The 25428-nt window shown below is 58.9% G+C and carries 22 protein-coding genes and 1 tRNA gene; 8 read left to right on the forward strand and 15 right to left on the reverse strand.

Annotated features, from left to right (window positions below; translation table 11 throughout):
• Nucleotides 1-34: 34 nt before the first annotated feature.
• Nucleotides 35-316, reverse strand: coding sequence for a DUF3618 domain-containing protein (locus HMPREF2860_RS05155; protein WP_038628049.1), 282 nt, complete (start codon nucleotides 314-316; stop codon nucleotides 35-37).
• A gap of 149 nt (nucleotides 317-465) precedes the next feature.
• Between HMPREF2860_RS05155 and bcp the strand changes: the two genes are divergently transcribed.
• From bcp to HMPREF2860_RS05170, 3 genes are all read left to right on the forward strand, one after another.
• Entirely contained in the window at nucleotides 466-993 is a 528-nt protein-coding gene (gene bcp / locus HMPREF2860_RS05160; RefSeq protein WP_038628046.1) for a thioredoxin-dependent thiol peroxidase, read from the forward strand.
• A 75-nt stretch (nucleotides 994-1068) separates the two neighbouring features.
• Nucleotides 1069-1728 carry a TetR/AcrR family transcriptional regulator gene (locus tag HMPREF2860_RS05165; protein WP_038628044.1) on the forward strand — a complete coding sequence of 220 codons (660 nt, stop codon included), beginning with the start codon at nucleotides 1069-1071 and terminating at the stop codon, nucleotides 1726-1728.
• Between the two features lie 159 nt (nucleotides 1729-1887).
• A complete protein-coding gene (locus HMPREF2860_RS05170; protein ID WP_083309505.1) occupies nucleotides 1888-3636 on the forward strand; it encodes a neocarzinostatin apoprotein domain-containing protein in 1749 nt (582 codons plus the stop codon).
• 12 nt (nucleotides 3637-3648) lie between these two features.
• Here the strand turns inward: HMPREF2860_RS05170 and HMPREF2860_RS05175 are convergent, their stop codons facing one another.
• The 5 genes from HMPREF2860_RS05175 to HMPREF2860_RS05195 form a co-directional block, all read right to left on the reverse strand.
• Nucleotides 3649-4053, reverse strand: a complete 405-nt coding sequence (locus tag HMPREF2860_RS05175) for a holo-ACP synthase AcpS (protein ID WP_038628039.1) — start codon at nucleotides 4051-4053, stop codon at nucleotides 3649-3651.
• Nucleotides 4050-13154, reverse strand: a complete 9105-nt coding sequence (locus tag HMPREF2860_RS05180) for a type I polyketide synthase (protein WP_070628790.1) — start codon at nucleotides 13152-13154, stop codon at nucleotides 4050-4052. Before HMPREF2860_RS05180 ends, HMPREF2860_RS05175 begins: the two co-directional genes overlap by 4 nt.
• A gap of 392 nt (nucleotides 13155-13546) precedes the next feature.
• Nucleotides 13547-13744, reverse strand: a complete 198-nt coding sequence (locus HMPREF2860_RS05185) for a hypothetical protein (RefSeq protein WP_038628037.1) — start codon at nucleotides 13742-13744, stop codon at nucleotides 13547-13549.
• Between the two features lie 182 nt (nucleotides 13745-13926).
• A complete protein-coding gene (locus tag HMPREF2860_RS05190) occupies nucleotides 13927-14340 on the reverse strand; it encodes a hypothetical protein (RefSeq protein ID WP_038628034.1) in 414 nt (137 codons plus the stop codon).
• Between the two features lie 29 nt (nucleotides 14341-14369).
• A complete protein-coding gene (locus HMPREF2860_RS05195; RefSeq protein ID WP_038628031.1) occupies nucleotides 14370-14789 on the reverse strand; it encodes a hypothetical protein in 420 nt (139 codons plus the stop codon).
• A gap of 913 nt (nucleotides 14790-15702) precedes the next feature.
• Here HMPREF2860_RS05195 and HMPREF2860_RS05205 point away from each other — a divergent pair.
• On the forward strand, nucleotides 15703-15894 hold the full coding sequence (locus tag HMPREF2860_RS05205) for a hypothetical protein (protein WP_141737473.1): 192 nt from the start codon (nucleotides 15703-15705) through the stop codon (nucleotides 15892-15894).
• Between the two features lie 142 nt (nucleotides 15895-16036).
• Nucleotides 16037-16504, forward strand: coding sequence for a hypothetical protein (locus HMPREF2860_RS05210; protein WP_141745480.1), 468 nt, complete (start codon nucleotides 16037-16039; stop codon nucleotides 16502-16504).
• A gap of 287 nt (nucleotides 16505-16791) precedes the next feature.
• On the opposite strand, the gene HMPREF2860_RS05215 is transcribed toward HMPREF2860_RS05210, so the two are convergent.
• A tRNA-Leu gene (locus HMPREF2860_RS05215) sits at nucleotides 16792-16873 on the reverse strand.
• 223 nt (nucleotides 16874-17096) lie between these two features.
• Between HMPREF2860_RS05215 and HMPREF2860_RS05220 the strand changes: the two genes are divergently transcribed.
• On the forward strand, nucleotides 17097-17492 hold the full coding sequence (locus tag HMPREF2860_RS05220; RefSeq protein ID WP_038628021.1) for a hypothetical protein: 396 nt from the start codon (nucleotides 17097-17099) through the stop codon (nucleotides 17490-17492).
• Nucleotides 17493-17525: 33 nt separating this feature from the next.
• A complete protein-coding gene (locus tag HMPREF2860_RS05225; RefSeq protein WP_005511118.1) occupies nucleotides 17526-17879 on the forward strand; it encodes a DUF3817 domain-containing protein in 354 nt (117 codons plus the stop codon).
• Nucleotides 17880-17925: 46 nt separating this feature from the next.
• On the opposite strand, the gene HMPREF2860_RS05230 is transcribed toward HMPREF2860_RS05225, so the two are convergent.
• The 8 genes from HMPREF2860_RS05230 to clpS form a co-directional block, all read right to left on the reverse strand.
• Nucleotides 17926-18627: a non-canonical purine NTP pyrophosphatase gene (locus HMPREF2860_RS05230; RefSeq protein ID WP_038628019.1), complete on the reverse strand. Its 702-nt coding sequence runs from the start codon at nucleotides 18625-18627 to the stop codon at nucleotides 17926-17928.
• Nucleotides 18624-19385, reverse strand: a complete 762-nt coding sequence (gene rph, locus HMPREF2860_RS05235) for a ribonuclease PH (protein ID WP_038628017.1) — start codon at nucleotides 19383-19385, stop codon at nucleotides 18624-18626. The genes HMPREF2860_RS05230 and rph overlap by 4 nt, the downstream gene beginning before the upstream one ends.
• Nucleotides 19386-19453: 68 nt before the next feature.
• The gene (locus HMPREF2860_RS05240; RefSeq protein WP_038628014.1) at nucleotides 19454-20236 is read right to left on the reverse strand and encodes an MBL fold metallo-hydrolase; all 783 of its coding nucleotides are present in this window, start codon (nucleotides 20234-20236) and stop codon (nucleotides 19454-19456) included.
• A gap of 73 nt (nucleotides 20237-20309) precedes the next feature.
• The gene (gene murI / locus HMPREF2860_RS05245; protein ID WP_370547405.1) at nucleotides 20310-21176 is read right to left on the reverse strand and encodes a glutamate racemase; all 867 of its coding nucleotides are present in this window, start codon (nucleotides 21174-21176) and stop codon (nucleotides 20310-20312) included.
• Nucleotides 21177-21268: 92 nt separating this feature from the next.
• On the reverse strand, nucleotides 21269-21943 hold the full coding sequence (locus HMPREF2860_RS05250; protein WP_038628009.1) for a rhomboid family intramembrane serine protease: 675 nt from the start codon (nucleotides 21941-21943) through the stop codon (nucleotides 21269-21271).
• A gap of 16 nt (nucleotides 21944-21959) precedes the next feature.
• The gene (locus HMPREF2860_RS05255; RefSeq protein ID WP_038628006.1) at nucleotides 21960-23063 is read right to left on the reverse strand and encodes a P1 family peptidase; all 1104 of its coding nucleotides are present in this window, start codon (nucleotides 23061-23063) and stop codon (nucleotides 21960-21962) included.
• 84 nt (nucleotides 23064-23147) lie between these two features.
• Complete coding sequence (locus tag HMPREF2860_RS05260) at nucleotides 23148-23699, reverse strand: DUF2017 domain-containing protein (RefSeq protein ID WP_038628003.1); 552 nt, start codon at nucleotides 23697-23699, stop codon at nucleotides 23148-23150.
• A 30-nt stretch (nucleotides 23700-23729) separates the two neighbouring features.
• Nucleotides 23730-24023 carry an ATP-dependent Clp protease adapter ClpS gene (gene clpS, locus HMPREF2860_RS05265; protein WP_005511165.1) on the reverse strand — a complete coding sequence of 98 codons (294 nt, stop codon included), beginning with the start codon at nucleotides 24021-24023 and terminating at the stop codon, nucleotides 23730-23732.
• Nucleotides 24024-24104: 81 nt separating this feature from the next.
• On the opposite strand from clpS, the gene HMPREF2860_RS05270 reads away from it, so the two are divergent.
• A complete protein-coding gene (locus HMPREF2860_RS05270; protein ID WP_038628000.1) occupies nucleotides 24105-25415 on the forward strand; it encodes a nicotinate phosphoribosyltransferase in 1311 nt (436 codons plus the stop codon).
• Nucleotides 25416-25428: the final 13 nt, after the last annotated feature.

The following is a 25428-nucleotide window of genomic DNA, read 5'->3' on the forward strand; positions in this document are numbered from 1 at the left end:
AACCACCCGAAGCACGTGCGCTAATTACTGAAAACTACTTAGCAGCAGTCTCAATCATCTCGCGAATGCGGTCGATTTCCTTGCTGCGATTGCGGTTACGACGAATGCCCATTGCGATGCCGCCAACAACGAGTGCGGCAACGACACCCAGTGCTGCCTGCACCTTAGGCTCATTCAGAGCATCGAAAACACGGGTCTTTGCGTCATCCGCAACGTTCTTCGGATTCGTTCGCACGGTTAGCTCATCCAGAGTACGGGCGAGCTGGTTACGGTTACGCTCAATATCGCGCTGGATATCTTCAATGCTGCGAGCCACGTAAACTCCCTAAAAAGTTGAATATCTAAAGTGATTGTTCGCCTAAAAGACTAACACTTCCGCTACAGCAACGTGGGCGAGCACGGGAAAAACTCAATGCATTGCTTCAGAGTCGCCACGCACCGCTCCAGAGTCGATACGATTAAGCCATGACTACTTCTTCCTCCAGCGACAAAGAATACGGCCAGAACAACATCCGATTGGAAGCTGGCGATCCTGCCCCGGCGTTTACTCTTCTCAACGACGCCGACGAGCAGGTTTCTCTGTCGGACTACGCGGGCAAGCCAGTGCTGATTTACTTCTACCCGCGGGCCAACACCCCAGGCTGCACCACTGAGGCATGCGACTTCCGCGATGAATCCGCAGCCCTGAACGATGCCGGCATTCCTGTTGTAGGTATTTCTCCGGACAAGCCGGCAAAACTCGCAAACTTCCGTGAGGACCACGGCTTGAACTTCACCCTCCTGTCCGATCCGGACAAAGAAACTATGACCGCGTTCGGCGCTTTCGGCGAGAAGAAGAACTACGGCAAGGTTGTCCAGGGCGTCATCCGCTCGACTTTCCTGGTTAATGCCGAAGGAGAAATTGAAAAGGCCTGGTACAACGTTCGTGCCAAGGGGCACGTCCAGCGAGTACTGCGTGATTTGGGCGTGGAATCACAGGCTTCCGACAGCTAGCTTGTCGCAAGACCTGCTCTGGCCCCGGCCCCAAACTCTCATCTCATATCATCCCGATTAGACGGTTTCGTAGTAGTGACTCAATCCCAGGACGCACCGAATATTCTTCGTCCCCGTCGCACTCCGGCTCAACAACGCAGCCGAGAGCGGTACGCACGCATGCTCAGCTCGGCACGCACAGTGCTCATCGAGCACGGGTTTGAGTCTTTCACTTTCGACGAAGTCGCTCGCCTTGCCGATATCCCCATTGGCACGCTCTACCAATTTTTCGCAAACAAGTATGTGATGATCTGCGAGCTCGACCGTCAGGACACCGAGGCCGTCATTGAGGAAGTCTCACGCTTCGGTGAAACAGTCCCCACCCTGAAATGGCCGGAGTTTCTCTCGGAGTTCATCGACCACCTGGCAAAACTGTGGCGCGAGGACGTTTCTAGAAGAGCCGTATGGCTGGCCGTTCAATCGACGCCCGCTACACGCGCGACCGCAGAAGATACGAAGGCACGCCTGGTCACCGAGATTTCAAAGGTGCTGCGCCCGCTGGTGCCGTCGTCAAGCGATGCGGAACTGAATTTCATCTCCGACCTCATGATTAACGCGACGTACGCCCTGCTGAATTATGCGGTTGACCATCCGGGAAGTGATGCTGAACGGGAAGCTCATTACGAGCTGACGGTGCAGGAAATCAAACGCATGACTATCTCTTATCTCATGAGCGTCGCAGAAGCAGCAGACTAGAAAGCTCCCCTCCTCACCTCGGCAGGGGCATTTATTGCCCTTACCAATACGCGGAGGGTAGGCTTGCCTTAGTTTACGCTTTACTCTGGTCAGCGCGGTGGGGTTGCTTGTTTTTCGCCGTGCCTGCGCCGGAACTCCCAAACAGAATCAGAGGTTTACATGTCCACGACGCAGGGCGCTTTCCGACGGAGCCTGCTTCCCCGCTCTATTGTTCTAGCTTCGGCAATCGTAGTGAGTACGGGATTTCTACCCGCAGTCCCCGCATCGGCACAGTCGCTGCCATCGATTGGACAGCTCGGCGGTTCGCTCCCCGGCATCGGTGACCTTCTCGGCGGTAGCATCGATCAGTCTGAGCGCCAGCTCTCCGTGACCCCTGCCACTGATCTTTCCGACGGCGCCACCGTGACCATCAAGGGAGTCGGCTACCCCGCTAACGCAAATATTTACCTGGCCCAGACAATCGAGAAGCCAAAGTCGGGCTACCCCTCGACCTATGGCGAAGCGGCCAAGGTCACGGTCGGCGCTGACGGAAGTTTTACGCAGGAGATGAAAGTCGCGACCAGCTTTGGCGATGTCGACTGCACCTCCACCCAGTGCTACGTAGCCTCCTTTACTGCGTTCCCTAATCTTTCTGACCGCAGCAATGACCAGTGGGTCCCCATCACTTTCAAGGCGGGTGCTACTTCCCAGGCTGCTCAATCGCAGGGTTCCACCGGCGCGGCACCGAGTGGTGGCCAGAGCACTGGTTCGGGCGCACAGTCACCGTCGCAGTCACGAGGTAGCGCATTGGTGAGCCTGTCCAAGACCTCAGACTTGAACCCGAGCGGCGACACCATTCGAGTTGAAGGCAAGGGATTCAAGACCTCTGGACCGGGCATCTACGTCGGTATCGCGCAAAATGACCAGATGGATGTGACCAACGCCGATTCCTTCGGCCCGGATACCAAGTTTGTGTCTACCTCTCGCGGCAACCTGAAGTCCGACGGCAGCTTCAGCGTGGATCTTCCGGTCAGCGCGAAGTTTGGCACGGCAGACTGCATGCAGAACGCTTGCTCGGTCTACACCATTGCTGCTCACGGTTCTTCCGACCGCAGCCAGGACACAGCGACAGCAGTATCGTTTGCCGGCGGAGCTGCTAAGCAGGACGCTACCCTGCCGTCCGGCGGTGACTCCTCACAGTCCGCCGGCAGCGCAAGCTCCAGCGCCAGTGGCAGCACAGGGTCTAGTGGGTCGAGTAGCACCACCGGTTCCAGCGGCTCTAGCAGCTCCAGCAGCTCCAACGACAGCAGCTCCTCGACCGGAACCCCGGCGGTAAGCCTGTCCACCACGGAACTGAACCCATCGGGCAGCACCGCAATTACCGTCTCCGGCACCGGATTCAAAACCAGCGGCAACGGCATCTACGTCGCAGTGGCTGAGAAGAACAAGTTCTCCACCACCAACGCTGATGCTTTCTCCGCCGCTGAGTTTGTCCGCACCTCCCAGATGTCCTCCGACGGAAGCTTCTCTACCACGCTCAATGTCGAGGCCGTCACCTCGGCCGCCAACTGCGTCGAAAATGACTGCGCACTCTACACCTTTGCTGCACATGGTTCTTCCGACCGCAGCCAGGACACGGCCACGGATCTCAGCGTCGGTGGCTCCGCCAAGGAACGCGAAGAAGCTGTGAAGGCCGGTGCCTCCAAGACCGGAGAGTCCAAGGCCAGCGGCGCATCCAAGGCATCTGGCAAGGCTTCCGCAAAGTCCAACGCTTCCGGTAATGGGCTCGACGAAGTTGTGCAGACTCAGCAGGCCGCGACCAATTCCCCGCTCCAAACCGCCGCAGTCGCCGGAACCGGCGCAATCCTGGGCGCGCTAATCTTCGGTGCTGGCATCCTGGTCGGTCGCCGTCAAAAGTCCGTCGATTAGCACCGCGCCGGACTAGTCCAAGCGTACGACGGCGATTGCGTAGTCGCCGTCGTGCGAGATGCTTAACGACGGCCCCAGCTGCCACTCCTGATCGTGGAAATGGCGGCTTACAGCTCCGTGGAGACTGATGCTCACGCGACCGTAGGCATCCGGCTGCACCTCTATTTCCCGCCAGTCCAGCCGATCTCGCGCAATCGGCGGCTGGCTGCCGAAGATAGTCTGCGACCAGGCCTTGATGAAGGCTTCCTTCGCAGCCCAGCGGCCCGCTAAGTGACGCGCCAGCGCGCCGCCGACTGCTCCGCGGCGCTTTGCTATCAGTAGCTCAGCCGGTGTGAAAACCGCCTGCGCGAACTGACTTCCTGGCATATTCAGCTGCTCTTCGAAGCTCGGAATATAGACGAGGTCTACGCCAATCATGGCTGGAGGACACCATCGATCAGACGGGCGCCATCGGAAAGCAGAACGGCCTTTTCCAATGCAGCGGGTGAACCGAACCGACCACCGTCCGCCAGGTTTCGCTCGCGTGGACGCTCGTAGAGAGTTTCCCCACCGTAAATAGCCTCATCAATGCGACGCAGACCAGCCGCTTCGCGGTTGTGCGCCGCGCTACGCCAGCGTTCCGCAGCCTCAGCGCCATCGTGCTGCACTATCGCTTGATAGAAAGCTTCCGGATGGACGACTGCCACCAGTGCCGAGACATGTCCGAACCCGAGCGAGGTAACAAAGCCAGCCTTCAGCGGCAACGTATTGCCGAAATTGACTGCCTTCGTTGGCCATACCAAACGAGAATGCTCAGCCAATGCGGGATCGACGCAGTCCAGCGATCGATTACCTGGCACAATGCCGCTACGCAATACTTGAGTCAGACCAATGATCTGGAACGCTGCAGCCCCACCCTTGGCGTGTCCGGTCAGGGATTTCTGAGAGACCACCAGCAGCGGGTTCGAGCGCTCGCGACCGAGTTCATCTGCAATGCGTTCATGCAGTTCAGACTCATTGGGGTCATTGGCATTGGTCGAGGTATCGTGCTTGGACAACACCACGACCTGATCCCCAGTGACATCGAGTGATGCAAGTGCGCGAGCCAACCGAGACTTCTCGCCGCCCTGAGCTGCCGCTAGTGCACCCAAACCCGGCGCCGGGATGGATGTGTGCGCGCCGTCGGCGAAGGACTGGGCGTATGCGACGACACCGAGCACGGGGAGTCCCATGTCACGAGCGATGTCTCCGCGAGCCAACAGCACCGTTCCGCCACCTTGCGATTCCACGAAGCCTCCGCGTCGACGATCGTTAGGCCTGGAGAAGTACGCATGGTCGATACCCTTATCTTCCATGGTGGCGGAGTCAGCTGTGGCGGCCATGTCGCCGAAACCTGTGATCCCCTCTGCGGATAGGTCATCGAAGCCACCCGCGACAACGAAATCTGCCTTACCCAGGGCTATCTTGTCGACGCCCTCCTCCACCGACACCGCTGCCGTCGCACAGGCTGCGACAGGGTGAATCATCTGCCCGTAGCCACCGACATAAGACTGCATAACGTGGGCGGCAATAACATTTGGCAATGCCTCCTGCAGGACGTCATTGGCTCGCGGTTGCCCCAGCAGGCCGTCGATGTAGAGACTGCGCAGCGACTCCATCGCACCAATACCTGTGCCCTGCGTCGACGACACTCGCGCCGGGTTGACCGCTTCCAGCAGTTGCGCTGGGCTGAAGCCCGATGACAGGAACGCATCAACAGTACAAACGATGTTCCACAAGCTCACGCGGTCCAGATTGTCCATCATGTCCGCCGGAATACCGTAGCGTGCCGGGTCAAAGCCCTGCGGAATTTGACCGCCAACATAGCGGCTCATCGCCATTCGGCGCGGAACCTGAACCGGCGTGCCAGCGGCTCGTGTCACAAGCCACTGCCCTGTCTCGGCATCGAAGCTCGCAGTGGTGTTGTCCGGGTTGGAACTGACAAAAGTCTCCGCTGCCGCGCGATCGCGCACCGCAAAGCTCAACGCTCGATCCAGGTAGACCGTGGTCAGCTCAGTCATCGTATTATCAACCAAATCGCCATCATCGGCGTAACGACGCACACCAACTCGCGCCAACACTTCATCGCGGTAGCGCGAAGCAATGTCGCTTTCTGCCAACGGTTGCCCATCGGCATCGCGCCAGCCGCCCTCATAGGAAATCAGCCCCATTGACCAGGCCAATTCCACAATTCCCGCTGCAGAAATATCATCGACTTCGGCCTCAAAGCGCGTCCGGGAAGAACCGTACGGTCCAAGCTCGCCGGCGCCCACGATGACCACCATGTCCTCCGGAGCCGCTGCGATGTCACCAAAGGTTGGTGTTGTCTGCGAAATCGGTCGACGCGGGCTTGGCAGGCTGCTTAAGACACGGCTTGACGACGGCTCCTGCGAGCGCGCCCCGCTAGCGACCTCGGAGTTTTGAGCTGATAGGCCAGCCGCCTGTGCAGCCTCCTGAGCCAATTGCGCAATGTTGAGGTCAACGTCACCCAATCCACCGGTGAGATCGGCCTGAATCGGGCGGGTTTGAGCATTCTTCCGAGTCTCCGAGCTCGCGAGCTCAATCAGTTCAGCTGCCATTTCTTCGGTGGAGAAGGTGCGGACTCCCTTTGCTTCCACTGCAGCAACCAACGGATCGTTTCCACCCATCAGGTTGGTTCCTCGGACCCAACCAATCTGTGCATGAGCCAGAGTGGTGCGCCTACGCCAAGCGTCCTCCACATTCCAGCGCGCCACCACTGCGTCGAGAGCGGCCTTGGCTTCACCATAGGCACCATCGCCGCCGAAGCGACCACGGTTCGGTGAACCCGGCAGCACCACGTGCAAACGATGCTGCAGATTATTGTCCCCGCCAAGTGCTGACATCCCTGCGATGAGTCGTTCCACCGACCACAGAAGCAGACGCATTTGGGTCTCGGACGCGGGACCGGCGTCGGCAAGCGAGCCCGAAACCGTAGGCGCCGCGAACGGGAAGAGTAGCGTCGGTGACAGTGCGGGCTTGGTCACGACCACTTCCGCACCAATCGTCGTAGTCTGCTCGGTTCCAATCCAGTCGATAAGGGAATCCAGGTCCTGGAAACTGGACAAGTTCGCCGGTACCACCCACAGCTTCGCCTCGCCCTGCGCATTCACGCGATAGAGCTGCTTGTAGAAGCTCAGGCGTTCGCGTCCAAGGCGTGAAGTGGTAACAACAACGGTTGCCCCCTGAGACAGCAGCTGTGCAGTTACGGCAGAACCAATCGAATTTGGCGATGCGCCGGTAACAACTGCAATGTCGGAGCTCATCGGCAGTTCGTCCACATTCGTGATGACCTCATCCGCCAACTGGCGGTAGATACTCGCCAACTGTGTCCGTCCTGCCTCGTCTGCCTTGGCAGCCCACCACTGTGCCTGCTCAACTGCGGTTTCATGGATACTGCCCGGCGCGGTGCCAGCCACATCCTCATCAGCGGCTGCCCATAGGCGCGCGAGGTCATCGCGGGAGGTGGCCCAGCGGTCGTCGAGAAGCACTGCCTTGGTGGGCGTAAACGTCGGGGTGACCAGCTTCGGCCAGTCCGCGCCGAGTTCAGCGGTGACAAGATTTACCAGGTTGCTGTCGGCGTCTTCGGCATCGAAGTCAATGGCATCGGTAATCTCGTGGCCGAGTTGCTCCAGAATCGTGCGTGCCGCGGTAGCAAGAATGCCTCGCTGACCTGTCAGTTTATCTGCAAACTCAGTGAGTGCAGCCGAGTCGACCACCCCAGCGCCACTGTCACTTGCCGACGGCTTAGCGACAGCTACACCGCGCTGCGTGGCGACCGCAAGGATCGCTTCATCGATCAGCTGGTTGAGTTCAGCAGTACTGGTTGGGGCGGCCGGTGCCAGATGCGCAAGATCGCCGCCGCGCAGGGATGCGCCCTCACGAGTACCAAGCATAATCTCAGCACTGACTGCGCTTGCCCACCCCTTGCCAAGCTGCCATTCACCCAGCACATAATCATCAATGTAATTCGCGCCTGCACCAGCGGGACCGGTAATCCGGCGAATACCGTCGGCAATGGCTTCGGAGAGAATCGGACCGAATGCCGAATACCCACTGGCCAAGCTATCAATCTTGTCCTTTAGATCCGCCAGTTCCGCATCTGCTGCCCCCTCGATTGAACCGAGCTCGAATTCCACTCCGAGATCGAGCAACAGTTGATTGCGTCGAGATGAGACTCCATCGACCAGAGTCTCGATGGAGTCAGCGGCACCGAGCTGGTCGGGGCGCACCTTCGTCCATTGGCAAATAAGAACTTCCAGCGCTTGTGCCGGGCTGACGGAAATATCAGCAACTTCGGCAGCCGGAGTGGCAGAACTCGTGATCGTGGTGGCCTGTTCGGTCGCCGCGGATTGGTCGGTGGATACTGCCGGCTCCGCTGCTCCCGCTGCGGCCGCTACTCCCGCTGCTCCTGATTCTCCAGATAGAGCCTGCGCCGCGTCCTGCTCTGTTGTCACCTCCGACTCGAGCTCAGTCTTTTCCGGCTGAATTTGGTCGCGCATAAACACTGCATCAGCATCACGTTCGAGATTGAGCACTCGAATGTCACGGCTCCGGTGACGGGGCAGCTGGCAGGTACGGGCAGCCAGGTTTGCCAGTGTGGGCGCTGTACCTACCCCGACTTCAATAATGCGGCTGACACCGAGAGCCTCAAGCAGCAGATCCTGCGTTTCAATCCACCTCACCGGTGAGCAGAATTGCCAGGCCAGCAGCTCGACCAGCAACATGCGGGCCAGGCGCGCCGGGTTTTCAGCGGCAGTGCCGAAATCGGCAAGGATGTGTTCCAGAATGTCTGAGTCGACGACTGCAGCCATCTGGCGGACGAACTTCTCAGTCAGCTCAAAAGAGGTCGCGGTGAGATTCGGGATATAGCGTCCCACCAGGCGTTCTGGAGCGATCTCCGCCGGCAGCAGCCGCTCCAGGTGTTTACGGAAGGAATCCACACCGTCGCGCAGGACACTGGAGTGGAATGGCACATCAATACCTGGGATACGCACGAATCCCTTGCCGTCCGAGCTACGGCGCTCGCACTGTTCAGCCAATGCCGCCAGCCCCGCGACGGTGCCGGCGACGGCGTACTGCTTGCCTGCCAGGTTGAGATTTACGACTTCGAGGAACTCACCGGTTTCCTGCGACAACCGATTAACAAACTCAGTGACCTCGTCCTCGCCCACGCCAATCTTGTCCGGACGCAAGGCGCACAAACCATAGTTGGACCTCCCCTGCTCATCACGTTCGACCAGTTCATGCATGGTCAAACCGCGGCGGTAGACAACCTCCAACACGGCGTCTGCGTCAAGCGCACCAGCGAAAGCCGCCAGCGCGTTGTACTCACCGACAGAGTGTCCCGCAAAGTGAGCTGTTTCATCTAGCAGCCCTGCTTCACGGAGCTCCGCAACCTGTGCCAGCCCCAACGTCGCCATCGCAACCTGGGTGAACTGAGTCAGATTCAGAACACCTTCTGGGTGGAAATAGCGCACACCATCCACGACCACCTCTACCGGGTTGTCCCGGACAATAGCCAGTACGGAAAAGCCAAGCTTCTCTCGGGTCATCGCATCAGCCTGGTCCCACACGCGGCGGGCCGCTACGCTGCGAGTCCGAGCAGACAGCCCCATCCCCTGTGATTGAATCCCCTGACCAGGGAAGACATATGCGGTCGTCGGTGCGGCGATTACAGCAGTGGCGGTCAATACCAGCTCGCCATCTACTGTGGCCGTGACTTCGCGGACTTCACCGGCGCCTGGGCGGTCATCAAAACCACGGCGTTCGACAGAGAATTTCACTTGCTGTCCAGGTAGAACCGGGCTCAGCATAGTCGCAGTGAACTCAATCACCCGATTGCCCATGCCGGCATCCGACGTGACAACAGCCGCATGCTCGGCCATCGCCGACAGCCACATTCCATGGACAATAACCCCTGGTAGACCAGCGAGCACTGCTGCACGGGAATCGACGTGGATAGGATTGCGATCGCCCGTGACATAGCTAAATGGCTCCATCGCCTTAGGCGCTTCCACGGTCAACGCACCGCGGAAACTTCGTGGCGTATCCGTGACCGTTGGAAATGGCACAGTGTTGGTCCGCGCTGTCTCGCCGCCGTTTCGGCCACGAATGGCAAAGCGTTCACTCAAGGTAGCGAGCAGCGTACCGCCATCACGAACCTCCGCGCGCACCACAACGAGCCGCCCTAAGTCCGTATCAACGACCTCGTCGACACGCGCACTAATCCGCAACGTTGTGGTTTCCTGCGGCAGAGCCCCAATCATACGAATGTGATGCTCAAGGTGAACAAGCGCGAGCATGCCCTCAACAACATCAATGCCGGTCTCAGTACGCGCCTGCGCGACTGCCGCAAAAATCGCTGGCCAAGCATGCCCAACCAACGCGTCCGGCACCGTCGCCTGTGACTCATCGCCGGCAGCTGCAATAGTGACCGCATCGTAGTCAGCCATCGCCATCGGATCCCACACGGATTCCCACTCCGCGACCCCATCGACGATGTTTGCAAGCTCACCGCCAGCTGCGATTCGCGTCAGTTCCCGCATCGCGGCTGTCGCATCCTCATGCTTAACGACGGGCACTGCGCCCACCGCTGCACTCTGGCACAGGCGAATTCGCAGTTTCGTATTCTCACCCGCAGCATCGGGCAGCGGCACCGTCAGCTGTGCCCAGACGAGGTCCTCCCCGCCCTCATCATTGCTCCCATCAGCTCCAATGGTCTCCACAATGGCACCAGTACCTGGGTGTTCCAGGCGTTGCGAACGAGAGACATCACTTGCTTCAGATACACATACCCACTCATGTTCCGCGCCGAGTGCCAGCGCCGGGTTCGGCTGCTGTCGGCCAGCCCACCAAATCACAGGTGCTGCGAGCATCCGGCTGAGGGCGTCAACAGGTACCTCCGGCAGGTAGCCGGTATCCATCAATGCCTGTGCGGTAGCTTTTTCAAACCGGCCCAGAATCTCTGCTACTGGCTCATTCGCGCGGGTAATGCCCGAAACAGCTTGCGGCCCTGGGATGATGCAGACTTGATCCGCATCGTAGCGAGAGTCATGCGCCTGCCATAGGGAGTCCGATCGCCACCAGCGACGAACCTCAGCATCGATAACCGGAACGAACGGCACAGGCTTGCCCGGGGTGCGGCAGAGCTCAGAGATAAAGAAGGTGACATCTGCTGGATGGAGCTGGGTATCCAGGTCTAGCAGGCCGGACAGTCGCGAGATTTCGCTGCGCGGCTGGGTGCGCAAGCTGTCGCCGTCGGCAAGCGCGGCAAACGTGCCCGCGTCGACTGCACTTAGTCGTGCCTCTACGCGGTCGACGAGTGCGACGAAGCGCGTCGACCACGTTGGATCGAGGAACGTCCCCTCGGGCGCGCACAATTCGAGATAGCGGTTCAGCACCTCGGCATACGTCATGGTGCTGACATCTCCGAAGTACGGCTTCGCGGTGGAGTTAATTGCCTCGATGATCTCCGCGCGTCGTTCGGTGACCTTAGTGAGGTCACCTGCGACTTCGTCAAGCAATCTGCCTGCGCGTGCTGCGGCGTTTTCAATTTCGTGGATATCAGCACCCAACTGGCTACGCCCCGACGCCATGCCATCCATGGCGCTACCGGCGGGAATCCAGTTGTCAGTGCCGACGGTGTCGACCAGCATTTGTTTCACGGACTCAGAGGCGGTCGACTCCTTTGCCGCCATCGCAGCTGTGCCGATGATGACAGCATCTACCGGCATCGGCGCCAACCCGTAACGTGTCGACCACGTGCCCATCAGATAATCACGGGACTGTTCTGGCTTGCCGATGCCACCGCCAACAGCAAGCACTACATCTCGCCTGCGGATCTTTGCGTAGGTGTTAATTAGCAGGTCATCGAGGTCTTCCCAGGAGTGATGGCCACCAGCACGCCCACCTTCAACTTGCATGATGATTGGATACGGCGTGCCATGCTGCGCCAAGGTATCCGCGATTTCGAGCACCGACTCGATTTGTGCGATTGTGCCCGGCTTGAAGGAAATATACGGAATTCCGCCCTCGCGCAGCTGCTTTACTAGCTCTACTGCCTCGTCCACCTCGGGGATGCCCGCAGAGATGGTGACACCATCAATCGGTCGACCGGCTGCCACCGCACGCGGGAGCAAACGCCGGCTTCCAATGTGCAAACCCCACAGGTACGGATCCAAAAACATGGTGTTGAACTGTGCACTGCGGCCCTCCTCGAGCAGTTCGGAGAGTCGCGCCACATTAGCCTCGAAGATTTCCGGCGTGACCTGGCCGCCACCGGCCAGCTCTGCCCAGAACCCGGCATTCGCTGCAGCCGCCACAATTTCAGGGTCAACAGTTGTCGGGGTCATACCGCCGAGCAGAATTGGCGAGCGCCCGGTCAACTTGGTGAACTTCGTCTCGACACGGGGCTTAACCCCAGTGACCAGCCGCGGTGCAAACTCCAGCCACGATGTCGGATACTCAATGTCGCTCTCAGACAGGATGCTCCTCCCCGCAGCTGTTGCCGCAGCAATCACCGCCACGCCGTACCCTTCAGCGTTACGTTCTGTCAGCTTGACGACGCCCGTGTGTGGCCCCAGATCCAAAATGGTGGTTGCCCCTTGGTCGATGAGCCCCCGCACCTCAGCGCTCCAATCGCTGGAGTCAACCAAGATTGCACGCGCAAGCCAGTCAGCTGTTTCTGCATCCAGCCCAATGCGCTCAGCTCGCTCCACTACCCATGCCGCAGCAGGCGCCAGTGCTGGGTGATGGAATGCGCCGCTAACTGGCAAAACTGTACATTCGACAGCCCGCCCCTTCTGCTGCTGCGCTGTGAGCTGCTCTGCCAGCTGTTCTAGTTCATCTTGCTTGCCGATAACTACGCTGGTGGTCTGCGTATTCTTCAGACCGATGACACAGTCCTGGGAGAGGAAAGGTTCCAACTCCTCGACCGTTAGGCCAGAGATACTCATCATCGGCGCGCGCCCAAATCCGGCTACTCGGCTTCCGCGCGCACACGCCACACCGATGAGGCGAGCTAGTGCAAGCAGTTCTGCTGCCTTCTCTGGATGAGCGACAATCTCAGCGGTAAGAACACCTTGCGAATGACCGGTTACCGCTATCGCGTCATCGATATTAATTCCCTGCTTTGCCAGCAACTCAACAATGCCCAACTGTGCTAATACGATGCCCGGCACGCTGACTGCAGGGTTGGTTGTATCTCCGGTAAATGGGTCGTCTGTCACGAGTGAGATTGCCCAACCAAAGGGGTCGAAACCTGCGGGAAGCTGGCCGATGAGATCGTCGTCAAGCGGTGCGAGCAGTTCCTCAGCGCGAGTGAAAACTTCCCGTAGTTTCTTTGAGTTGCCACTGGCCATGACGCTGGAGAGAGTGTCCAGCCATGGTTGCGATTGACCGGCGAAAGTGACTGCAAAAGTACCCAGATCTGGAGCATTTACGACATTGGTCTGCAAAGTGGCGAGTTTTTCGTATTTCACGTGGCTGAGGTCCTTGTCTTGTGGGGTACGAAATGAAAACATCTTTTGTTTCCAAATCCTTGCCAGGACACTATGCCATAAATCATGAGGAATCCATCATGTTTTTCTGATGCGGTTCTGTGGTCATGTCAGAGGGAAAATAGTTTCCCCCCTAAAGTAGGGAGTCCGGAATAGCAACGAGGTCAACGGGTCCAGCACCCCAAAAGCAAAAGAATTCCGCAGGTAGGAAACAGTGTTTCCCCGCTGGGAAACTACTTGCGCTTCATCCCCGCGGCAGCATCGGCTACGGAAAATGAAGCCACGATGACTGCGTCGATTTACACCTAATCGGTGATGAACATCACGCTCAGAATGAGCGTCAATGTGCGACTAGAACGCTCAGTTTTCGCCAATTAATCGCCTAGCGCATCCAAGATTGCGGACTCCGCTTCTTCTAAGCGCCGCTCTGACTCTTCAAGGTCCTGCTGCGACCTACCGTCGCGCTCGACTTTGCCGTCGAAGATTGCGCAGGGATCATCGTTGACCACAGTGTCGTCGGGAACTATGCCACGACGCGCCATGTACTCATCCAGATGCATCGAGATGCTCAAGTTGCCTCCCTGCTTCCACCTTACGATTCAAGTTACGATTCGAGCAGCGTCATTGTATCGACAGGTTCGATCGCCCTACGCAGTGGAATGAGCGAACAGAGGTTTCCCAGAATGGTACTCACACGCGCTGTGCGGCTGCCCCGTTTTGTGTTCCCGCCAAAAGAGGCGGGACTGTCGCAGGCCTACAACTGGTCTGGCGGCCAGGGCTTTCCATCGGGGAAATACCGGTCATATTTCCAGCCCAGGCGAAAGGGGAGGACGTATTTCTGGGGACTGTTGTTCGCTTCCCACATTGATTTTGGCTTAGTCGCTTTCTCGGCTTCTTCCCGGTCGGTGTACACCCCGTAACAGATGGGGTCCCAGAAGTTGCTATCGGTGATTTCAAGAGTGGGGGTGCCGGTGAACACTCCGTAAAGGAGTTGGTCGCGGCTTTCGACCTCGACTTCGAAATCTTCCCAGGTGCCCATCATTCCGCCGGGTTGCGCGCGCCACCAGTTGTCAATCGCGAGGGCAGTTTCTTCGGATTCGACAAAGCCGCCGAGAGGTTCAGTGTTATCCGGGTAGCGGGGATAAACGACGCAGACAACAATTTTCATAGGCAATATTCTTGCGTTCTGCGGGAGGCCTACAGCTGGTCTGGTGGCCAGGGCTTTCCATCGGGGAAATACCGGTCAAACTTCCAGCCCAGGCGGAACGGAAGCACAAACTTCGGAGGGCAGTTGTTGGCCGCCCACATCGTCTTAGGTTTTGCCTCGCGCTCAGCTACCTTACGGTCTGTGTACACCCCGTGACAGATGGGGTCGTAATAGTCTGGCTCGTCAATTTTGTGGGCGGGCGTACCACTAAATACCCCGTAGAGAATCTGGTCGCGGCTATTGACCTCGACCTCGAAATCTTCCCAGGTGCCAATCATGTCGCCAGGTTGCGCGCGCCACCAGTCGTCTATCTTGCGGGCGGTCTCCTCGGACTCGACGAACCCGCCGAGAGGTTCCGTGTTATCCGGATAGCGGGGATAAACGACGCAGACAACAACTTTCATAGTCATGGTTCTACACCCTGCATGGGAGATTGGCGACCTCGGAGTAGCTTCGGGCGTAGTAGGTCTTCCCCCGATAGACGATAGTTCCCAACGTGACACCGATGAAGCGGGTATCTACTTTCCCGTTACATGTAAATGCAATGTTGTTCTGGTCTAGACGATTCGTGTTGTAGGCAGAATCGCGCACCCCGCTTAGGGCAAGCCTCCACGCGGTGTAGTATTTGTACCTCAAGTCGGAGCTGTGTTTGATACTCGTGACTGGGACGCTGCACTTTGTGTGCGGCTTGAAGCCAATGGTTCCCCAGTTACCTGACTTCCGTAAGTGGATGTAGTCCAGCCATAGGGTGCAGGGGCCATATTCCTTGACAGCCCGAACGGCGGTGGTGCCCTCGTCAAGTGGGGTATCAGATAGGACATAGGGAATCGCGATAGACCCAAGACTCTCGTCCACTTGGGCCTGGGCGGGCGCTGCTGTTCCTAGGCTGGCGACGCTGATTGCCACCGCTGTGAGTAGGGATATTGTGCGTGTGCGCATGGTTGGAGCCTTCCGTGAGTACGCTTACCAAACCGTTGGCGACAAGCTGCCCCGCGGTATTTTATTAGCTGGGCGACTGTCACTTATAGAATGGTTCACTTCCTGCCTCAATGAAAGACCTATACCTTTCGGCTACCCTAAGCCGAGCTAGCCCGTGTCTACTCCTCTAGACACGAGCAGCTTGCCCCACGAAACTTGGCACATGCCTACATACACAGCAAAGGTGGAACGCTCCGGAGACCGGTGGGCTGTTGCAGTGCCCCAGGTTTCAGGACTATTCACCCAGGGTCGCAACCTTGTCGAGGAAAAAGACAGTTGCGCCGGGCGTTAGAGCTGTACCCGGAGATAGAGACAGACCCGGACACCGCCGAGATAGTCATTCAGATGGACACTCCCCGCGGGGAGGAGGCCGCCACAGCTATTGCCCGTAACCGTACCCTCCTCGTGGAAAAGGCGGCAGCCGCAGCCGCAACTGCTCGCGCCTCCCGCCACCTCGTAGACCGGGGATTGGCCTACCGCGATACAGCCACGCTGCTCGATATTTCATATCAACGGGTTGGGCAGCTCGTCACATAGCCCACCTGCCACCTATCCACACACCCCGCCCGACGCGACTGTGCACCGCCCCATGCAGCAGTGCCCTCGCGCCGGGCGTTTCCTGTACGTGACCTAGGAAAAAGGAGACTTTTGATCGCGCCGAAGCGGCGTGCCAGGCGCTGTGACGGAGCGCACTGGTACCTACAACGAGGTGAAAGTCGAGCGTGAGCGGCGCATGACCGCGGTGGAGGGTAAGCAGGCACGTCAGCGTGCCACCCTTGGCGCAGAGATAGACTCCGACTACGCCGAGACGCTGGCCGAAGCAGACCGCACGGTGAACTCTGCGGTGGAGACAGTCAATGCGGCACTGGACGCGTGGCGCGAAACTGTCACCGCCGGGGTCTATTCCAAGACGGTCACGCGCTCGGAGACGGACCGCACGGTCATAGGCGAGACTACTAAGACTGGCGAGAGCGCACCATCTCTATGCCGCCGCAGGTTGTCGAGCAGCTGCGCCCACGGGTTGCAGGCCGCCACCCTGCCGAGCTGGTGCGGTACACCCTCCACAGCGACCCGTTTACTGACCCGCTGCTCTACCGACGGGTTCACATTCCTGGTGGACCTCCACCATGAGCACGTGCGCGGATGACGATGACACGTTTCCTAAGAGACTAGGCTGTCATGACCTCCTCACACCTCTGCCTCACTGCTCATTGCCTCTAGTGCCAATGTCATGCAGGTGCATAGGCAGCTGGGGCACGCGCGCGCCCGTCCATCACCCTCGATGCGTGCTCTCATCTGTTCGACACCGGACTGGGTGAAATCGGGCGGGAAATGGGCCAGATTTTGGGCACGCGGCCTAATGAGGGCGGAAAATCTGACGGGCTGGAGAACGAAGATACCCCGTGACCTGCATAGTCACGGGGTATTTATGTGTGCGCCTGGGGAGACTCGAACTCCCACGCCCTAAGGCACTGGAACCTAAATCCAGCGCGTCTGCCAATTCCGCCACAGGCGCCCGTCGCGAATCCGTGACAGTTACGTACAGTCCCCGTAAGCATGGACTACTTATTAGCCACCTACAGGCACAACGAACTTTCACAGCTCATTTGGACTGTACACACTTTAACGGGTTCGCCGCAGATTTCCTAATGTCCTAGCAGAATTCGTAATGCCGGATCCCCTGCCTTATCCAGCGAGCGCGCTAGCTTGGCAGGTCACGGACTAGCTATGGTGGTTATGTGTCCACTTCACAGCATTCCAATACCACTGACAAGCCAGCGAAGATTCCCACTCGTACCCGCGTGGTGCAACTAATCTTCTTGGCTCTTGCAGTCGGCGCCACTCTTGCACTCGCCTACTGGCAGCTCAGCAGGTGGAACACAACCAGCTCATTCCAAAACCTGGGCTACGCACTGCAGTGGCCAGCTTTCGGCCTGTTCTTTATTTGGGCCTACCGCAAGTACATGGAGTACGAACGCGAACGCCTGAGCGGCAATAGCGAGGCCGCATTTGAGGCTAAAGACGATGTCATGACGGAAATTCCAGACGACTTCCTGCCGACCAACCCAGATGGCTCGCGAAAGGTGCAGCGTGTGGATGAGACACAATCGACGGATTCTGGCACCAACGCCTAGGCGATAACTGCTTATTCGAGAAAAGGACTTTTAGTGACCAACATCAATCCAGATCGTCAAGAGCGCGTAAGGAAGGCACTGACGTACTTCTCCGTCACCGCCTATTTCACGGGTGTGATGCTGCTCTTGCTGTGTGCCGAGATGATTTACAAGTACCTCATCCTCGACAACTCCGCCGACGCGCCGCGGTGGTTCTTCTACACCGCCCAGATTCACGGCTTCGGCTACATGGCATTCCTCATTGCCACCGTAAACCTGGGTACCAAGGCCCGCTGGGAACCAGCAAAGTGGATTATCACCGCGCTCGGTGGCGTAGTCCCGTTCCTCTCCTTCTTCGTCGAGAAGAAGCGCCGCGAGGAAGTCGAGACCGCTTTCCAGCTGAAGTAGCGGGCTCTCGGCAGCCCGAGGGCTCGCCCGTGGGCTCACCCCAGGGCTATCCCTCAGACTCTGCCTCAGCCAGGATTTTCAGCGCCGGAGTCAAGGCACGCAGTGCACGCCCCCTGTGACTAAAAGCGTCCTTGTCTTCGGCGCTCATTTGTGCCGCAGACAAAGTGGCCTCAGCTTCGTTGCCCTCTCCAACTGCGGGCGCGAACACCGGATCATAGCCGAACCCATTGTCCCCAACAGGCTCGCGCAGAATGGAGCCAGGCCAGCGGCCCTCTACAACCAGCAGCAGGTTACCGGCTTCATCGAGGACGGCTGGGAAACCGCCGTCGGCTAGCGCGGACGGCACCTCCTTGACACCGGGGACGACCAACGCGCAAGCGGTACGGAAGGACGCCGTACGACGCTCATCTGGGCAGTCCCCCATCTGAGCGAGCAGCAGCTCGTAGTTAGCGACATCGTCTCCGTGGGTGCCGGACCAGCGCGCCGAGAGCACACCCGGCATACCGTTTAGCTCATCTACGCTGAGCCCCGAATCGTCAGCCAAGCACGCGTAGCCGGTGTGTGTCGCACCATCGAAAGCCTTGATGTAGGCGTTGTCCGCAAAAGTGCGACCGGTTTCAGGGCGCTCTGGGTACTCCGGGACGTCGCTAAGCGAAAGAAGCTCCACCGAATCAATACCCGCCGCACGCAGGATGCGGTCGAGCTCGACTAGTTTTTTAGAATTTCGGGTAGCGACAAGGAGCTTCACGGCAGCTCACCCGGGTACGGCGCACGCAGAACTTCCTGCTGCAGGGCGATGAGCTCACGAAGACCCTTTTCCGCAGAGTCGAGCATGTCATTCAGCTGACCTCGGTCGAAGGTGCCTTCCTCGCCAGTGCCCTGGATTTCGACGAACTTGCCCTCTGCGGTCATCACCACGTTGAGGTCGACCTCAGCGCGAGAGTCCTCCTCGTAAGGCAGGTCCAGGCAGACGCGGCCGTCAATAATGCCGACCGAAACAGCTGCGACTGGTGCCTTCAGCGGGGTGCCCGGCACTGCGCCCGCTGCATGCAGGTAGGTCAGGGCATCAGCCAGCGCAACGTACGCACCGGTAATGGAGGCGGTACGAGTACCACCATCCGCCTGCAGAACATCACAGTCGATGTTGATGGTGTTCTCACCGAGTTCCTTCAAGTCGATAGCTGCGCGAAGCGAGCGACCGATTAGACGGGAAATCTCGTGGGTACGACCCTTGACCTTGCCGCGCATCGACTCGCGGGGCATGCGCTCGTGGGTAGAGGCCGGCAGCATGGAGTACTCAGCAGTCAGCCAGCCCTCGCCGGAGTCACGCTTGAATCGCGGCACCGACTGCTCAACGGAAGCGGTGCACATCACACGCGTATTGCCGAAAGTAACCAGCACAGAACCTGCCGGATTGTCGGTGAAGCCACGAGTGATGGTCACCTTGCGCATTTCATCAACCGCGCGTCCATCGGCACGGCGAAAATCGGAATTAGCTGTAGTCATGCCAACTACCCTACCGCCCGGCGCGAAAGCGGTGCGACAGCTGTACGGAAACCCGATAATCGATGAGACTAGCCGCCTAGCTCCATGCCCAGGTAGGCCAATTCAACGTCACCGGTAAAGGTACTCTTCGCAGCACCCAGTGCTTCCTCACCGTCGGCGTATGGCGGAATGTGAGTCAGCACCAGCTTCTTGACCCCCGCCAGCGTCGCTGCCTTTCCGGCCTCATAGCCCGTCAGGTGCATGTCCGGCGGTGTGCCCTCTTCGTTACTGCACCATGTGGCTTCACAGATGAAGATATCCGCATTCCGCGCCAGCTCCACCAGTTCATCGGTCCACGCAGTATCTCCGGTGTATGCAATGGTCAGACCATCTGCTTCAATGCGGTATCCAACAGCTGGCACCGGGTGGACCATGTTATACGGCGTGACGACGGCGCCTCCGTCCGCTTCGCCCCCACCGACTAACAGTGGTTCACCGGGGCTACTCACAACCTGGTCAAAAGTGTCTTCCAGGTTGGCATCTTCTTCACTTCCCAGTGCTTTGCACATGGTGCCTATCCGGTCGTGAATGTCTCCGGGGCCAACCAGGAGATTCCGGGAACTCGCCGGGGCTGTCGGGTGGAAGCGACGCCAGACGAGCAGCCCTGGAATGTCTGCAGTGTGGTCTGGGTGCACATGAGTTAGTAACAAATCACAAGCTGCAGGATCAGAGATCTTCTGCAATTCGGCGAGGACACCGGGACCCAAATCAATGACAAAGGTTCGACCGTTATCCAGCTCAATGAGGTAGCCAGATGCTGGCGCCGATGGGCCACCCATGCTGCCTGTACATCCCAGAACCTTCAATCGCATACTTCAAGCTTGCCATGTAATTGATCAAAACCGAGCAAAAAACCAATGGAGTGTCTGGATTTAATAAGAAAGGTCACATTTGGGAATGCATAGTGACCTGGCTAATACCGGGCCCGAGGAAGCGCTTTGCCAGTGATGCAAAAACTTGCGGATCTCCAGTGGATTCAAATGTGCGCACAGGGGTCGGATTACTCTCCGGGTCAGCGAGCATGTCGGTCTTTGTGAGGATGCGCAGAACGTCCTTCGACGTCTCCTCCGCCGAGGACACTAGGGCGACGTCCTCCCCCATGGCCAGCTGAATCACACCAGACAGCAGCGGATAGTGGGTGCAGCCCAGCACGAGCGTATCTACACCATCGGCCTGCAATGGCGCGAGGTAGCCCTCTGCAAGTCCCAGAATCTGGCGACCAGAGGTAATTCCTCGCTCGACAAAGTCCACGAATCGCGGGCAGTCGACCGCGGAGACATCCACGCCGGGCACTGCATCAAAGAGATCTTGGTAGGCACGGGAGCGAATCGTGGCGGCGGTACCGATTACGCCGACTTTTCCGTTCCTGGTGGTCGAGACCGCACGGCGCACGGCGGGCAGAATGACCTCGACTACTGGGACTGGGTAGCGCTCGCGGGCATCACGCAAAAATGCGGCCGAAGCAGTGTTGCAGGCAATGACTATCATCTTGCAGCCGCGTGCAACCAGTTCATCGGCGATCGCTTCAGCGTGCTGACGAACCTCGGCGATGCGCAGCGGGCCGTAAGGGCCGTTGGCAGTATCGCCGATGTACATAATCGACTCGTGCGGCAGCTGATCCATGATGGCACGCGCCACTGTCAGCCCACCGACACCGGAGTCGAAGATGCCAATCGGCGCTGTTCGGTCGGGGAAGCCGCTATCCTGCGCCGTCAGCTGATTGACTGCCTGAGTTCCTGCTTCTGCTCCCACCGCTATCTGGACTCCTCATATCGTTGGTCAAACACCGAAGCTCCTATTCTAGGCCGTTTCCGCCAGGAGCTGATGCCGCTTACCTCGGGCTCTTAGCCACGTGCGCGACCGCGCTTAAACATCACCGCAGCCCAGATGCCCGCAAGCCCACCGAAGAGGTGCATCTGCCAACTAACAGCCATCTGTGTTGGCAGCACTCCCCAGATAAGACCCGAATACATCGATGCCAGAATCACGCCCAAAATAATCTGCATCACCCGACGGTTCACGAAACCGCGTACGACCAAAAACGCCAGCCAGCCGTAAATCAGGCCGGACGCACCGATGTGGACGGTATTTACACCGCCGACCAGCCATGTCAGACCGCCACCAACGACCGTAATCAAGAGCGTGACCTGCCAAAATAGCCGCTTCGACGACATTGCAATCAAACCGGCGAACAACGCCCCGGGCAGAGAGTTCGCCACAATGTGCCCGTAATCTGCGTGCAGCAGCGGTGCGGTCAAAATTCCCCACAGCGTCGAGGTTTCGCGTGGGCGCACACCGAAGTTGTTCAGCGCCCCACCAAAGATGAAATCGTTGACAAGAAAGACCGTCCATATAAGTACCAGGTACCCAATAGCCGTACTGATGGCCGCCCCGAGCCCGCCGTCGCGATCCTGCGGAACAATCTGATTATTCCGCCGCGTCTGCACGGGACCGCGCATCGGGTACTGCGCATAGTTCTGGTAATTCTGCTGTTGTCCCGAGCTCCATTGCGGATTCATTGGCGAACTTCCCTCACTACTTGTCCAGCATCTCTGACAGCGCGGCTACTCCCGCGCGCCCCGTTGCACTCATCACGGCATCGACAATAGCCATCTGCACCGCATCGGCCGCCATCGCAGCCAACAGCGCCACCACATCCGAGCCCACGGGTTCAGCGTTTTCGCTATCCGCTGCCTCGGCCGAGCTGAGCGCAAACAGCGTGTCACCGTCCATCGGTGCATGAGCCGGCCGAATCGCTCGTGCCAGCCCATCATGACCGCACATCGCCAACCGCTTCAACTGCGCAGTCGTCACCGGCGCATTGGTTATCAACGTGCCAATCGTCGTGTTTCGCGTGCTTGCCGACGACTCCCCGTCGCCAGCCGCATCTGCGAGAATCTTGGTTCTACCGACGAAAATCTGGTCCAACTGGGCCAATGCCTCCTTGCTGGCACCGGCAGCCGCCGGCATTCCGTAAAGGTGTCCCTCCGGGTCAATGACTGCACCAAAGGAGTTAACCACCATTGCGGCAGCCACAAAGTACTTACCATCGGCGGAGGTCACACGGGCTTGTCCAAAACCACCCTTAATTGCCCCGGCCATAGCGCCAACACCGGCACCTACTGTTCCGGAGGGAGTGTCCTCCGGGACGTCGTCAAGCGCGTGCGACAACGCTTCGCGCCCGAGTTCAGCGGTGGGCAGCGTCGGCTCACCTAACAGCAAGTCGAAGATGACAGCACCGGGAACGATGGGCACGAGGATATCTGGACGAGTTGGAGTGACCTCAAAGCCAATGCCGCGGTCACGCAGTTCGCGCATAACTCCGTCGGCAGCTGCAAGGCCGTATGCGGAGCCGCCAGCCAAAACGACAGCGTGGGCGCGTTCGACGGTATTCTCCGGTGCGAGCAGGTCGGTCTCGCGAGTGCCAGGACCGCCACCGCGGACATCGACAGCGCCGACAGCACCGCCTGGAGCGGCGATGACGGTGACTCCGGTATCCCCCTCAGCAGCATGGCCGATGGAGATGCCGTCGATGGAGTCGAGACATCCTGCGCCAATGTCGATGCTCGTGCCCAACGCAGCACTGCTGGCTTGGTGTCGAATGTCGGTGGGGCTGATTGCGAAAATCTCAGAATTCATTGTCGCCTACGGCACCTTTCACCACAGTTCAGGGCAGTTAGCCTCAGTTGATTACTGCATCTTTCGGGGTTTTGCTCGGATTCGTTACTCACTCATAAGCTGATCCAGCAGTGACTCTTGGTTGTAGGACAGCCACTGGTACATCGCGTCGGTCTGCTCAATCTGCTCGATGGAGCCATTGAGGTTCTCCATGGAAACGTGCAGGTAAATACGTAGGTCATTGATTCCTGCAACCCAGGCATGGGCATCGCTTTCCGAAATGGATACCTGCCCCGACTCGGCGGGCTCCAGTGCGTCGATAATCGCACGCAGGGAATGGAGCTTGCTCTCTACAATCTCCGACTCATGCAGCTGGCGCATGAGGGCGTTTTCCCCCTCCACGCTCTCCTCACCCGGCTTGGTGAAGTCCGGCAACAGTCGCGCAAGCTTAGGATCGGCTGGGGCCTCGGAGTGTCCGACGGGCATTCCCGTCATTTCCGCGAGCTCATCCTTCGGCGCCGACCGGGCTCGCTCCATCAGCGAGTCCGCCACAGTAGCAGCCAGATTCAGCAGCAAATCCCGCTCCGTGCCTTCAAAAGCCGTGACGTACTTGATGCCACCGCCGAGAAGGGATCGCTTGCGCTTCCAAGGACGCATGTAAATTCTCTCCCGCTGTCGAATATCGGCTTAGTCAGCCTGCTCCATTGTTGCCCACAAGCCCGCCTTGTGGAGCTTCTTCACATCGGCCTCTACCTTGTCACGCTCACCGGAAGACACGATTGCCTTACCCTCCGTGTGAACCGTCATCATCAGCGCGTGCGCCTTCTTTCGGTCCATGCCGAAGAGCATCTGGAACACGTAGGTGACATAACTCATCGAATTAACCTGGTCATCCCACACAATGCACTGCCAGGGTCGGTTCGATTCCGTCACGACATCGGCATCCATAGTGGGCATCGGTGTTGCTGCTGGCATGCTCATAGGCACCAGGATAGTACGGAGTGGCGCGCGCTCGCCGGAACCGACTGCCCCGGCCAGCTTCAGCCGACTAGACTATTGACCGTGATTGATAAGCATTCCTCCACCGCCCTTCTCACCGATAAGTACGAACTGACGATGCTGCAGGCATCGCTTGCCGACGGATCCGGCGAGCGCCAGGTCGCCTTCGAGGTGTTTGGCCGTCGTCTGCCGAATGAGCGCCGCTATGGCGTTGTCGCTGGGACAGCGCGTGTATTGGATGCTATCCGCAACTTCCGCTTCACCGAGGAACAGCTGGCTTCGCTGGACTTCCTCGACGACCGGACGCTGGATTACCTGCGTAACTATTCCTTCAGCGGCCAAGTCGACGGCTACCGCGAAGGAGAGCTCTACTTCCCCGCCTCGCCCATTTTGACTGTGCGGGGCACTTTCGCCGAGTGTGTCATTTTGGAGACTGTTATTCTCTCCATTCTCAATGCGGACTCCGCCATTGCCTCGGCAGCGACCCGAATGGTCACGGCTGCCGGTGGGCGCCCGATTATTGAAATGGGTTCGCGTCGTACTCATGAAGAAGCAGCTGTGACCGCTGCCCGCGCCGCCTACCTGGCAGGTTTTAGCGCCACCTCCAACTTGGAGGCAGCGGCACGGTACAACATCCCAGCCTCCGGTACCGCTGCGCACGCGTGGACTCTGTTACACACCAACCCAGATGGCACGACAAACGAGACTGCAGCCTTCAAAGCTCAGATTGACACGCTGGGGACCGACACCACTTTGTTGGTGGATACCTACGACATCACCGAGGGCGTCAATACGGCCATTGAGGTCGCGGGGCCGGAACTCGGCGGTGTACGTATTGACTCCGGTGACCTCGGAGTTCTCGCTCGCCAGGTGCGTCAGCAGCTGGACTCGCTGGGCGCACACAACACCAACATCGTAGTGTCCTCTGACCTCGACGAGTTCGCCATTGCGGCGCTGAGGGCCGAGCCGGTCGATGTCTACGGCGTGGGCACCTCTGTAGTCACTGGCTCCGGCGCACCGACTGCGGGACTGGTCTACAAGATGGTCGAAGTTGATGGGGTGCCCGTCGCCAAGCGCTCGTTGGACAAGCGAAGCCACGGTGGCGTGAAGGCGGCGATTCGTACCTGCCGCCGTTCCGGTACCGCCGTGGAGGAAATCGCTTTCCCGCTCGGCTCGGAAATCCCGGATGTGGGCAACCTGCACTACCGCGATCTAACCATTCCGATGATGCGCGATGGCGAGGTCGTCGATGGCCTACCGACCTTGGAAGAGTCCCGCGATCACTTGGTTAAGGCGCTGGTCAGCCTCCCGTGGGAGGGGCTCGCACTTTCCCGTGACGAGCCGGTACTGTCCGTCCGTTTTCACGGCGTTTAGGCGGCGGGGGAAC

This window comes from Corynebacterium sp. HMSC064E10, from assembly GCF_001812505.1.
GTDB lineage: Bacteria > Actinomycetota > Actinomycetes > Mycobacteriales > Mycobacteriaceae > Corynebacterium > Corynebacterium amycolatum.